Here is an 11,771-nt window from a genome sequence, read left to right as displayed (position 1 = left end):
TGAAGAAAGTTGGAGGAGGAAATTGAATGGGTGATAAAAGTTCTGATTTACGAGTTATTCGTACAGTAGAAGCGATCAAGAATGCATTGGTAGAACTAATAGAAGAAAAAGGTTTTGATGCCGTTACCGTTAAAGACATTACAACAAGGGCAAAAATCAATCGCGGAACTTTTTATAGCCATTATCAGGATAAGTATGATTTAGTGGCCAAATGTGAAGAAGAAGTGATGGATGAAATGTCTGATAAGATAGTAAAAAACGTTCCGAGTCTGATCGATGACCTAGAAACGAATGACTCGAACACAACTCCCCTTTCCATTCTCGTCCCATTTTTGGAATATATAAATCAAAATAAAGGGCTTATGAAAGCTCTATTGGATCCAATAAGTGATTTATCATTTCAAACTAAACTGAAAGAATTCATGTTAAAAACCCTATTCGAAAGTAATAAAACCCCACCTTTGATTGAGAAAAACCTTTTAGTTCCGCCTGAATATTTAGTTTCTTATATTGGTTCAGCTCATCTAGGTGTTATCCAGCAATGGTTGAATAATAATAGAGAGGAGTCTCCCCAAGAGATAGCTGAAATCATTATCACAATGAGTATAAATGGTCCTTTCTTTGCGGCAGGATTAAAAAGATAAACTGGAAGGGATAGTGCTTAATTATATGGTACTATTTCTTTTTATATTGCTTATTAACTAATCTTCCTCTTAGTTCAATAAACAAAAGTCACTGCCCTTGCTGATTTGAAATTTCTTCCATCCAAATACTATGGATTACATTCCAATTGAAATGTAATCCATAGTTCGTCCCTGGACTCACCCAGACTGGCGTTTAAATTCTTTACTGGCGAAGAAGTAAGCGATGACCATGATGCCGAAGCACCACGCAAGCGCTGTCCAGATACCATCGCCAACAGACCCTTCATACAAGAGGGCTCGAATCGTATTTACGATTGACGTCACAGGCTGGTTCTCAGCGAACGCACGGACAATCTCAGGCATCGTTTCGGTGGGGACAAAAGCCGAACTGATAAAAGGCAGGAATATCAGCGGGTACGAGTAGGCTGTCGCCCCTTCCATAGACCTCGCTGTTAACCCGGGGATGACCGCCAGCCAAGTCAATGCCAGCGTAAACAGTCCCAGTATACCGGCTACCATAAGCCAATCCAGGATCTCAGCGCTGGATCTGAATCCCATTAAGAGTGCGACAAGGATAACTACAGTGACAGTAAGCGCATTGGAAACAAGTGAGGTCAAAACATGTGCCCATAATACAGACGAACGCTTGGCATTGTGATAAAACGTGCCATAAGCCCGCTCTTTATATCCGTAAACAGCCGCAGGGAAGTGTAAGCGACGCCGGATGCGATAGCCATCAGTAAGATTCCCGGCAATAAGTAATTGACGTAGTTGTCCGATCCTGATTCTATGGCACCACCAAATACGTAGACAAAAAGGAGGAGCATCATAATCGGCGTAATCGCCACCGTGATGATCGTATCCGGGCTGCGCATGATGGTCCGCATCAAACGTCCCAGTAATACCCCAGTTTTACTTTCCATTTACATTTCCTCCTTTTTCCCGACAATCGCCAGGAAGATTTCTTCCAGTGTCGGCTGCTTCTCGATGTACTCTGCTTTAGCTGGCGGGAACATCTCTCTGAGTTCGGTAAGGGTGCCTGTTTTAATGATTTTTCCACCATGCAGGATACCGATGCGGTCCGCAAGTTGTTCGGCTTCTTCCAGGTACTGGGTCGTCAGCAAAATAGTCGTTCCCCCATCAGAAAGCTCCTTTATAGTATCCCAGACTTCCATTCGCGCTTCAGGATCAAGCCCTGTGGTCGGTTCATCGAGAAAAATGACTGCTGGCGACCCGACCAGACTCATAGCGATGTCCAGTCGCCGCTTCATCCCTCCTGAGTACTTGTCAGCGCGACGGTTGGCTGCATCGCACAAACTGAATCTTGCTAGCAGATTTTCGGTTACTTGAGCTGGATTAGAAACTCCCCGCAACTTGGCGATCAACATTAAATTTTCACGTCCTGTGAGAATGCCGTCTAAAGCTGCGAACTGCCCTGTCAAGCTGATACTTTGGCGAACATGATCCGGTTGATTCTGGAGATCAAAACCGCAAATTCCCACTACACCGCCATCTTGCTTCATTAGTGTCGAAAGGATGTTGACGATCGTCGTCTTGCCCGAACCATTTGAGCCCAGCAGTGCAAAAATTTCACCACCCTGCACCTTAAAGTCAACCCCTTTTAACACTTCCTGATCTTGAAAGGATTTGGTCAATCCTTCCACAGAAATCGCTGCATTGCTCATAATTTTTCCTCCTTTTAAAATGTGCAGCAAGCCCCCCGTATCCGGAAAACAGGGAACTTTGTTTTTGTCAGATAAGCTGACATATAGCTCCCCTTCAGACACAAAACAGTGTAATTTTCCGGTCGAGCGGCTTACAGAGTTAACTTGCCAACGCTCCACTAATAAGTAATACTTGTATTCTGTATAACTTACTACTAGAGCAAAAATAGAACTGAATAGTGAAGGTCGCCATGATCATTCATAACCAGCTATTCAGTCGGTGTTATTTTTAAATATTTATTTCATTGTTTTGTCATATTACCTTTCAATTCTTCCCACTACTTTGTGGAATTGACAATTTATTAGTGCGAAACTGGAACAATATTAACTTAGTGAGGATACCAGTCAAATCCCTTGGAATTCGGGAGTTACTCACGACCGATCGAATCGTTCAACTTCGTGCGATACTTATCTCTCCAAGTTTCCTCGTCCTTCAATAGCTCATCACAGAAAGCTGCCACATCCTCCCCCGTAAGCTCAGTCACTTTCCTATTCTCCGCTGCGCCTTCCTCGAAAAGGTCGAGAATTCCGTTGAAGATACGGCTCATGCCCTTCCAGTCAGAGGAGCCGCCAGTGGTCCACATATACTTTTGAATAGCTTTATAAGCATTATAATACTCACTTGGAAGTTTTTTCGCGCGTGCCTCCATTGCCTTCCATTCCCGCTTGTCATCAAGACTTCCGATAATTTTTTCAAAAATACTCATAACATTTCTCCTTTGCCTATTAGTTTTTCAGTTCATTAATTTTACTCGAGACAAAATCCCATTTTTGCCAAAATATTTGCAGATGCTCTTTACCTGCTGCATTGAGGGTATAAAATTTCCTCGGAGGCCCCATATTGGATGGCTTTTTCTCAATATCAACCAGATTGTTCTTCTCAAGCCGCAAGGTAATAGTATAAACTGTTCCTTCGACGACATCAGTGAAGCCAAGTTCTCGCAGCTGTTGGGTGATTTCATAGCCGTAAGTTTCACCCCGGTTGATGATCTCAAGCACACATCCCTCAAGCACCCCTTTCATCATTTCTCTGAAGTTTCCCATGTTTACCTCCCTAGTATTTTGCTGTATTATTCCAATCCGTGTATGACAGGTATTCTGTGTTACCGATATTAAGTATTACTTACTACTACTATATAGTATTACATAATAGTATCTTTTGTCAATGCAAAACATTTTTTCGGTTATAAAACGATTGTCGATATTGAACGACTGAAACTTGATTCCAAGATGCTGAAAGTTTCAATTTACCCTGTGTTTTCACAAGAATTATATGTGCAAGAGAGCAGACTTCCAACCATCTCATGAAAATATTTTTCTCTTCCAGTATATTTACAAGAAATTTTTTTCATGTATACTTGCCTATAAGAAGAAATATAAAAATCTTTCATTTATAAAGGAGTTTATGCATATGCCATCCACAGCAAATGTGGGCGTTGTAGGTTTGACCGTAATGGGAAAAAACCTGGCCCGAAACATTGAGAATAATGGGTATTTTGTATCCGTTTTCAATCGTACTTATGAAAAAACACAAACATTTTTGGAAAACGAAGCGAAAGGGAAAAACTTTCTTGGCCATAAGGACATTGGTGACTTTGTAGCTTCCTTGGAGAAGCCTAGAACGATCCTGCTTATGGTTAAAGCGGGTAAACCAACCGACGCTACCATCGATTCCCTCCTTCCCCATTTAGATAAAGGGGATATTGTAATTGATGGGGGTAATACATTCTACAAAGAGTCCATTGCGCGCTATGAAAGAATGAAAGAAGCTGGTATCGAATTCATCGGATCAGGTATTTCTGGTGGTGAGGAAGGCGCATTGAATGGTCCTTCCATTATGGCCGGAGGTTCCAAACAAGCTTATGAGCATGTCGAACCTCTATTAAACGCGATATCTGCCAAGGTGGATGATAAGCCTTGTGCCACTTATACGGGTCCAGACGGTTCCGGGCATTATGTCAAGATGGTGCATAATGGTATTGAATATGGAGATATGCAGCTGATTTCGGAAATTTATTTCATCATGAAAAATGTGTTGAAGATGAACGGCGAAGAACTTCATGATGTATTTTCTAAGTGGAACCAAGGGGAATTGGATAGTTATCTGATTGAAATTACTGCTGATATTTTCAAAAAGGAAGACGATGTCAATAAAGGAACTCTTCTATTAGACAACATCCTGGACACTGCTGGTCAAAAAGGGACTGGAAAATGGGTGAGCCAAAGCGCACTTGAATTGGGTGTACCTCAATCCATCATCACAGAATCCGTTTATGCGCGATTCATTTCTGCATTGAAGGAAGAGCGTGTTGAAGCAAGCAAGTCCCTCTCTGGGCCACAACAATCTTCCGATGAATTACCAAAAGAAGAAATTGTCGAGGAGCTGCGCAAGGCTTTATACTTCAGTAAGATTTGTTCATATGCGCAAGGGTTCGCCCAGATGGGAATCGCTTCAAATGAATATGAATGGAATCTGAACCGTGGAAATATTGCAATGATTTTCCGTGGTGGCTGTATCATCCGTGCTCAATTTTTACAAAAAATCAAAGAAGCCTACGATCAAAAGAAAGACCTTAACAATCTATTGTTAGACCCATACTTTAAGGACATTGCAAATAACTATCATGCTTCTCTTCGCAAAGTAGTATCTCTTGCAATCTCTAACGGCATACCTGTTCCTGCTCTTTCCAGTGCTTTAGCTTATTATGACAGTTACAGGAGCGAGAAACTTCCTGCCAACCTATTACAAGCCCAACGTGATTATTTTGGTGCACACACGTACCAGCGTTTGGACAAAGAAGGCAGCTTCCACACCGAATGGCAGCAATAAGGTAAATTGCCATCCTTATGTGCTTGTTGGTAAAAATGTTAATATAGTTAATATGAAGTCGTTTCAACTGATGGCTGCTGTAGAATAAAGGCTAAGTCCCTTTTCTGTGAACTCGCATTGAGATCATGAAAAGAGGCTTAGCCAATCTACGTAGAAGAGAGACTCGATGACCTCTTTTCTAATAACGACGATTTTTCCCAAAGCTATGTATACTTAAAAGTTCCCACTTAATAAGGAGAGATGACAATGAGTAAATTCAAAGTATTGGTCGCTGATTATACATACAGCACTTTAGAGCCTGAAAAAAAGGTTCTGGAAACGGCTGATGCCGAAATGATTTCCGCCCAGTGTCGTACGGAGGAAGATGTCATAGAAGCGGCTCAAGGAGTAGACGGTATCATTTGTCAATATGCTCCAATAACAAAAAATGTAATTGAGCGTTTAGACAAATGTAAAGTTATCGCTAGATACGGCGTCGGATTCGACACCATTGATGTACAAGCAGCTACCGAAAAAGGAATTATGGTCAGTAATGTTACCGATTATTGCCTTGACGAAGTTTCCAACCATGCCTTTGCCCTACTCATGGCCTGCGCAAGGAAAATCGTCCAGTTGAATGAATCCGTCAAAAATGGAACATGGGACTCCAAAATAGCCAAACCGATCTATCGTTTAAACGGCCAGAAACTTGGGTTAGTCGGATTAGGAAACATTCCACAGACACTTGCGATGAAAGCTAAAGCTTTTGGTTTAGAAGTCCTTGCCTATGATCCTTTTGTTTCAACAGAAACTGCTGAAAATACAGGGGTGAAACTAGTAGACCTTGAAACATTGTGCAAGGAAGCCGATTACCTGTCCGTCCACCCTCCTCTTAATAAGCACACACAGGGTATGATCAGTGACGATCAATTTAAATGGATGAAGAAGAGCGCCTATATCATTAACACTTCCCGCGGCGGTGTCATCGACGAATCCGCATTAATCCGTGCTCTTCAAGCGAATGAAATCGCTGGTGCCGGCCTTGATGTTCTAGAAACGGAACCGATTTCCGAAGACAATCCTTTATTGGAGATGCCAAATGTGATCCTCAACCCACATTCCGCTTACTATTCAGAAGAATCCGAGTTGGAACTAAAGCAGAAAACGGCTCAAAATGTTGCTGATGTATTATCAGGGAAGGTTCCTCCGTATCTCGTCAATAAAGACGCCATCCGTGCATGATCCACTTGTATCTATTGAAAGTTAGGTGAGTTTAATGTCTGAACAGAATGATTATGAACAGTTGACTACAGCTAGTGATCGGGGTAAAAAAGCTGCCGGGGAAAAAGTTGTCGAATATATCGAGGATGGAATGACTCTTGGCTTGGGTTCTGGATCAACCGTTTACTGGGCCCTGAAGAAGCTTAGTGAAAAAGTGAAGCAGGGGTTAAACATAAGAGGGATCCCGTCCTCGAAACGGACTGAACAATGGGCTGAAGAACTCGGCATCCCTTTGACTCACTATCATGACGTACAAGAACTGGATCTCGCGATTGATGGGGCAGATGAAATAGATGCCAACCTCCACCTGATAAAAGGTGGAGGCGGCTCTCTTGTCCGGGAAAAAATCGTCAACGCCTCCGCAAGACAGGTGATCATCATCGCTGATTCCACAAAGCGTGTAACCCAGTTGGGTAAAACTCCCCTCCCTATCGAAGTCCTTCCCTTTGGCTGGGAAGTGACCGCAAAGAGAATTTCCAATCTGGGCGGGAAAATTCGATTGAGAAAGAAAAATAGCCAGCCTTTCATCTCCGATAATGGAAATTATATATTGGACTGTCAATTCGAAGGAATCCCTGAACCAGCTGTCCTTCACGAGAAACTGATTCAATTGGTGGGTGTCGTGGAAACCGGTTTGTTTATAGATTTAACTGATCGAGTGATTCTGGGAATGGACAACCAGGTTCAATACTTAGAGAAACCTTAAAATATAGGAGGTCTATAAATGCGGGACGTGATTACCATTGGAGACGCTATGGTTTCCTTCAATCCCACCACCCAAGGACCGATGAGATTTGTCCAATCCTTTGTAAAAAAAGTCGGTGGTGCTGAACTTAATACAGCTATTGGCTGCGCACGGTTAGGCCTTAAATCAGGATGGATCAGTTCATTGGGTAAAGATGAATTCGGCCATTTCATCCACAATTTCGCTCGAGGCGAAGGCGTTGATGTATCAGAAGTTACATTTACAGAGAATTACCCTACTTCGCTGAACTTCAAAGAATTCCGGGGGGATCGAATCAATACCACTTATTACCGGACACCTTCCCCTTTCCTGTCTATGACTCCAGATGATTTAAATGAATCTTATTTCAAAAACACCAAAATATTGCATATCACCGGCTTACTGCCTGGTGTCGATGTGAACCATAATTTACCCATCATTAAAAAGGCCATAGCTTTAGCTAAGAAGCATGATGTTCAAATCTCTTTCGACCCGAATATCCGATTGAAATTATGGTCGAAAGAAGATGCCCGTAAGTACTTGTCCGAGCTGTTACCAGATGTAGATCTATTACTTGCCGGTGACGAGGAGCTGGAGATCATTCTGGGGACCAAGGATACAAAGGAAATCGTGGCCAAATCCGTCGAGTTTGGGATTTCCTATGTTGCGATCAAAAAAGGCGCAGAAGGTTCTATTGGATACCATAACGGAAGAACTGTCGTATCTCCCCCGATCCCGCCTCGAGAGGTCGTAGATACCATTGGAGCAGGCGACGGCTTTAATGCTGGCATTCTTTATGGAATTATCAATGGGTGGACGCTCGAGAGAACCCTGGGTTTCGCGAACATTATCGGGTCCAAAGTAGTAGGTGTGCAAGGTGATAATGAAGGACTTCCTTTCTTGGAGGATGTTTTAATAGATTTAGGTGAAAGGGAACACGTTGATCGCTAATTTCATATACTAGTCACCTCCCCTCTGTTCACGCTTAAGGGGAAAAGACATAGGTATTTAAAAGGCATTATGGGACAAAAAGATAACTGCCACAGGAAAAGTAGAACAATAGAGTAGAATGGATCAAATGTTACCAGAGCGGTGTATATATTTTTTGCTTCATTAAGAAAACCCGAACGATTTTTTTGTTCGGGTTTTCTAGTGGAAAAATTCTTTTATCCCATCCTCTTTCCTTATTTTCCTACGCACATTTTGTCACCAAATTTGTTCCACATATTCTGGATGATCTATGAACGGGTTACGGTTGCCTTGATAATCGTTGAATATAATGTCATTACGGTTCCGTTCAAAAGCATCCACAGGGTCGTTTTCGTGCCATTCTTTTAATGTGTCTAACTTCCCTAAGTTCGGTCCGTTTGTTCCTGCGTAATCAGCCACTTCCAAATCAAGTTCACCGGAATCTCCTTCATAGCGAACCGCCATGTAAAACACCATGCGTGCAACGTCCCCTTTAACATCGTCGCGTGGTTCCCAGGAATCTGAGTCATAATACGTCCCTGGTGCTTCAGAAAAAGGAGCTCCTCCATCATCAAAATCCAAGTTCCCGCGTGCTGAGTTTACCGAAACATCTGTTGGTCGAAGATGATGTATATCGGTCCCCGGCCCACGCGAAGTCCCGAAATCTCCGTGCGATTTCGCCCAGACATGTTCCCTGTTCCATTCATCTACATACCCGCCGTTTTCATATTTCGAAAGAGAGTTCCCGGAATACAGGAGAATGACATTGTTGGAGTTGCCGGGATCTTCATCGGTATTCCTTAAGGCGTCCCACACCTGGCTGTAAGATAATTCCGTATGGTCGTCAATCAGGTTATGCAGGGTTTGTTTTAGTTCACTCCCAGAAAGTCCGTCAGCACTATCATAGTAACCGTCAGTCGATGCATCTCCGTCTCCACAATCACTGTCACCATCATCCTCCCATGTCATCGAGCTAACATTCTCGACTCCCTCATGACTGAAATACGGATCTCTTGTCCCATCAACTTGAACGAGCTCCCCCTTATTGTCCGGGTTGTCCGCAAGTCCATATTCACTTCTATACTCAGAATCCAGCTTCACGAAAATCATATCATCGACCTGTGTTTCCTCTTGATCATCTGCCAGAGCCAGAGCATAGTTACTCGTAAAATCACTTTGCTGCACATGATCGACGGCTGTTGGAACACCGACAATGTAACCTTCGAGCGTGACATCAGTACCGTTCGGCTCGTTCATCGCTTCTTGGACAGAAAGCCCGGTAGCTCCCTGGACAGGGATGGTTACGATGAAAATGAAGCTAACCATCAATATTATCATTTTCTTCATTAATAAATGCCCCCTTTTATGAATACAGCATGCACACCTTCACTTTAGACTTTCGATGAATTTTCATAGTTCCCTCCTAAAATGAACAAAATTTACAATCAAAAAATAATTTAACAAATACTCATGCCAAGGTACTCGTTCATTCTCTCCACACTATGAAAACAAGAACAATAAATTCAATTTCCCCCTGACGAAATTTTCACATTAAAAAAGCTCAGAGTTTTTACACTCTGAGCTTTGATGGACAGCAGATTAATAAACGAGTAAAGTCAGCAACGACACAAGCACTCCCAGAAAACCCAGCAAGATACTGTGAGGCAGGTTTTTCATAACGATTTGATAAGGGTTCATCCTCAAGGAAACGGATGTCAGGGTCACAACCAAACCATATGGAGCTGATGGAATTGTGGCAATTGCGCAACTTGCCAAAAGAATCGTCAATGTTACTGAAGGCAGAGCCCCCATCAGTAGTTCGCTGACCCCTCCGAAAATTCCCATAGTCGCCAATGGGTGCACACCTATCAGGGTCATCACCAAAAATGCCGCTTGTATGAAGAGCATGATCAGGATAGGGTCCCCTTCCAATGCAACTAGAGGTTCTTGCAGAAATTTCAAATAGGGCGATGCATTCAGCGTTTCCGTCAGAAACGATAATGCCAGCAATAAAACGATGAAGTTACTTAAATGGTTGGTCTGCTTTTTCCAAGTCGGCCAACCGATTTTCAGAAAGCTTCTTCGCCGTTTCATAAGGATTGACCAAGTAAAAGCAAAAGGGAAAATGGCAATAGTCACGGAAAAAAGGAAATTGAAATTCATGACATTCCCTAAAAATACAACGACTAATAAAAATAGGACAAGGGCTGTGATGAATGAAACCAGTTTCTTTTTACCTTGCACTGGTTTCGTTCCTTCTGTAGTTTTTTCTTCCATATTATATTTACGGTAAAGCATTTTCCCGATACTTGCGTCCATTACGAACCCGAGGATGGCAACTAAAAACATCCATGGCAGCACCTCTAAATAATTGGCCCCAGTAATGAAGATCGAAGTCGCAAGGAGGATTTCCAAAGGACTCCAAAGTAAAGCAAGTGAATAGCCTCGCAGTGTCGCCATTGTAATGAAGCTGTTCCTCACCTTCGTTTTCACATTTTTCAATTGATCTTTCAATAAGTCTTGAGATATCGTTGCAGAGGAAAGATTAAGGAACGCTGCCAGTGAAATCATGGTTGCTTCACTACGAACGTAAAGGCCATTCATCCCTTTGTTATTGCCTCCAAGCAGAGAATGGAGGAGCTTGTTATACCGCCCTGCTTTCACAACGCTATTCATCCAGGGAAGCATCGACAAAAGAAACAGCATTCCAATATTACCAGCAAAGAAAGTCGGGACCTCTCCAATCGTTACATCGCTTGAGAAAAAGAAAAATAATCCTGCTGTTAAGAGAACGATTCCAAGAATTTTAAAAACACGATCAGCTCTGGGAAAGTTCATGACAATCATGACAATTCCAAGATAACCGATGACCGAATAAAGAATAGCATTCGTCCAGAAAACATGAATGACGTTCAATATGAAGACAAACGTGTAAAATATGTATAAGTGCTCAGCAAATCGAAAGTTTCGCATGGGCATCCTCCTATTCCATAGGTGAACGGAAGATATCGAATCTTTTGCCAGATAGATAAGTCCGTCTATTTCTATTGGTGTTCGTCCAATGTTATTATCCTATCTGCAAAAGCCATATATTTCAAGAAATTCGTGTGGATTCGATGCTGTATTTACCGGGCAGAATGTTCATTGAGATAGGAAGAGCATTCCCCTCCACCAAAGTGATCACTCTTTCTACCCTGCCACTGTTAAAATTCGATGTTGATTTTTTGATATAAGCTCCCGATTGGGTAAGACTCAATTTCGAGGCTTTGTATGAGGTTATGGTTGGCTGGGAAACGGCTCGCTTTCCTGCCATATGTTTCGGAAGACTCTCGAAACTACATCTCAAGGGGAGCATTCATGGAGGAAACCCTGTAATTAACTTAAGATGTTTGAGTCTCACTCAACTATGCCAGCATTTTTCTGAACGAATTTCGAGAAAAACATATAAGCAAGGGGTGCGGGGAATGCTTGCGCAGCACTCCTTCTGGAAAAAACGGATGATAGCGATTTTCTTTTATAAATTAAAGAAAATCACTCTTTTCAGATGGGCCACTGTTGATTCCACGATGAGCGGTCGGTGGTGACGCCTGCGGGAACAGCGCGAGCCGAAGATCCACTTG

Annotated in this window: 10 protein-coding genes and 1 pseudogene; 5 read left to right on the top strand and 6 right to left on the bottom strand. The window is 42.5% G+C overall.

What is annotated here, in order from left to right:
• The first annotated feature begins 26 nt into the window (after window positions 1–26).
• A complete protein-coding gene (locus ACTWPX_RS19505; RefSeq protein WP_443121154.1) occupies window positions 27–644 on the top strand; it encodes a TetR/AcrR family transcriptional regulator in 618 nt (205 codons plus the stop codon).
• Window positions 645–821: 177 nt separating this feature from the next.
• Here the strand turns inward: ACTWPX_RS19505 and ACTWPX_RS19500 are convergent.
• The 4 genes and pseudogenes from ACTWPX_RS19500 to ACTWPX_RS19485 all read right to left on the bottom strand — a co-directional run bounded on the left by ACTWPX_RS19500 (window position 822) and on the right by ACTWPX_RS19485 (window position 3,412).
• Window positions 822–1,567: pseudogene (locus ACTWPX_RS19500) on the bottom strand (ABC transporter permease).
• Window positions 1,568–2,329: an ABC transporter ATP-binding protein gene (locus tag ACTWPX_RS19495; protein WP_443121153.1), complete on the bottom strand. Its 762-nt coding sequence runs from the start codon at window positions 2,327–2,329 to the stop codon at window positions 1,568–1,570.
• A 407-nt stretch (window positions 2,330–2,736) separates the two neighbouring features.
• The gene (locus ACTWPX_RS19490) at window positions 2,737–3,075 is read right to left on the bottom strand and encodes a DUF1048 domain-containing protein (protein WP_443121152.1); all 339 of its coding nucleotides are present in this window, start codon (window positions 3,073–3,075) and stop codon (window positions 2,737–2,739) included.
• A 19-nt stretch (window positions 3,076–3,094) separates the two neighbouring features.
• Window positions 3,095–3,412: a PadR family transcriptional regulator gene (locus ACTWPX_RS19485; RefSeq protein WP_128523368.1), complete on the bottom strand. Its 318-nt coding sequence runs from the start codon at window positions 3,410–3,412 to the stop codon at window positions 3,095–3,097.
• 367 nt (window positions 3,413–3,779) lie between these two features.
• Between ACTWPX_RS19485 and gndA the strand changes: the two genes are divergently transcribed.
• The 4 genes from gndA (at window position 3,780) to ACTWPX_RS19465 (ending at window position 8,133) form a co-directional block, all read left to right on the top strand.
• Window positions 3,780–5,198 (top strand): NADP-dependent phosphogluconate dehydrogenase, encoded by a 1,419-nt coding sequence (gene gndA, locus ACTWPX_RS19480; protein WP_443121151.1) that lies wholly within the window; start codon window positions 3,780–3,782, stop codon window positions 5,196–5,198.
• Window positions 5,199–5,444: 246 nt separating this feature from the next.
• A complete protein-coding gene (locus ACTWPX_RS19475; protein ID WP_443121150.1) occupies window positions 5,445–6,419 on the top strand; it encodes a C-terminal binding protein in 975 nt (324 codons plus the stop codon).
• Between the two features lie 34 nt (window positions 6,420–6,453).
• Window positions 6,454–7,164: a ribose 5-phosphate isomerase A gene (gene rpiA / locus ACTWPX_RS19470; protein ID WP_443121149.1), complete on the top strand. Its 711-nt coding sequence runs from the start codon at window positions 6,454–6,456 to the stop codon at window positions 7,162–7,164.
• Window positions 7,165–7,182: 18 nt separating this feature from the next.
• Entirely contained in the window at window positions 7,183–8,133 is a 951-nt protein-coding gene (locus tag ACTWPX_RS19465; protein ID WP_443121148.1) for a sugar kinase, read from the top strand.
• Window positions 8,134–8,388: 255 nt separating this feature from the next.
• Here the strand turns inward: ACTWPX_RS19465 and ACTWPX_RS19460 are convergent, their stop codons facing one another.
• Both ACTWPX_RS19460 and ACTWPX_RS19455 read right to left on the bottom strand, forming a co-directional pair.
• Window positions 8,389–9,498 (bottom strand): endonuclease, encoded by a 1,110-nt coding sequence (locus ACTWPX_RS19460; protein ID WP_443121147.1) that lies wholly within the window; start codon window positions 9,496–9,498, stop codon window positions 8,389–8,391.
• A 252-nt stretch (window positions 9,499–9,750) separates the two neighbouring features.
• Window positions 9,751–11,124 (bottom strand): hypothetical protein, encoded by a 1,374-nt coding sequence (locus ACTWPX_RS19455; RefSeq protein WP_443121146.1) that lies wholly within the window; start codon window positions 11,122–11,124, stop codon window positions 9,751–9,753.
• Window positions 11,125–11,771: the final 647 nt, after the last annotated feature.

It is taken from the genome of Halobacillus sp. H74 (assembly GCF_052246715.1).
Lineage (GTDB): Bacteria > Bacillota > Bacilli > Bacillales > Halobacillaceae > Halobacillus > Halobacillus litoralis_A.
The sequence above is the reverse complement of the archived record's forward strand: the minus strand, read 5'-3'. Positions and strand labels throughout refer to the sequence as shown.

Bases quoted from the DNA above. Each gene is read 5' to 3' on its own strand.
- ACTWPX_RS19465 (WP_443121148.1), top strand. From the start codon at position 7,183: ATGCGGGACGTGATTACCATTGGAGACGCTATGGTTTCCTTCAATCCC.
- ACTWPX_RS19495 (WP_443121153.1), bottom strand. From the start codon at position 2,329: ATGAGCAATGCAGCGATTTCTGTGGAAGGATTGACCAAATCCTTTCAA.
- ACTWPX_RS19490 (WP_443121152.1), bottom strand. From the start codon at position 3,075: ATGAGTATTTTTGAAAAAATTATCGGAAGTCTTGATGACAAGCGGGAA.
- ACTWPX_RS19455 (WP_443121146.1), bottom strand. From the start codon at position 11,124: ATGCGAAACTTTCGATTTGCTGAGCACTTATACATATTTTACACGTTT.
- gndA (WP_443121151.1), top strand. From the start codon at position 3,780: ATGCCATCCACAGCAAATGTGGGCGTTGTAGGTTTGACCGTAATGGGA.
- rpiA (WP_443121149.1), top strand. From the start codon at position 6,454: ATGTCTGAACAGAATGATTATGAACAGTTGACTACAGCTAGTGATCGG.
- ACTWPX_RS19485 (WP_128523368.1), bottom strand. From the start codon at position 3,412: ATGGGAAACTTCAGAGAAATGATGAAAGGGGTGCTTGAGGGATGTGTG.
- ACTWPX_RS19475 (WP_443121150.1), top strand. From the start codon at position 5,445: ATGAGTAAATTCAAAGTATTGGTCGCTGATTATACATACAGCACTTTA.
- ACTWPX_RS19505 (WP_443121154.1), top strand. From the start codon at position 27: ATGGGTGATAAAAGTTCTGATTTACGAGTTATTCGTACAGTAGAAGCG.
- ACTWPX_RS19460 (WP_443121147.1), bottom strand. From the start codon at position 9,498: ATGAAGAAAATGATAATATTGATGGTTAGCTTCATTTTCATCGTAACC.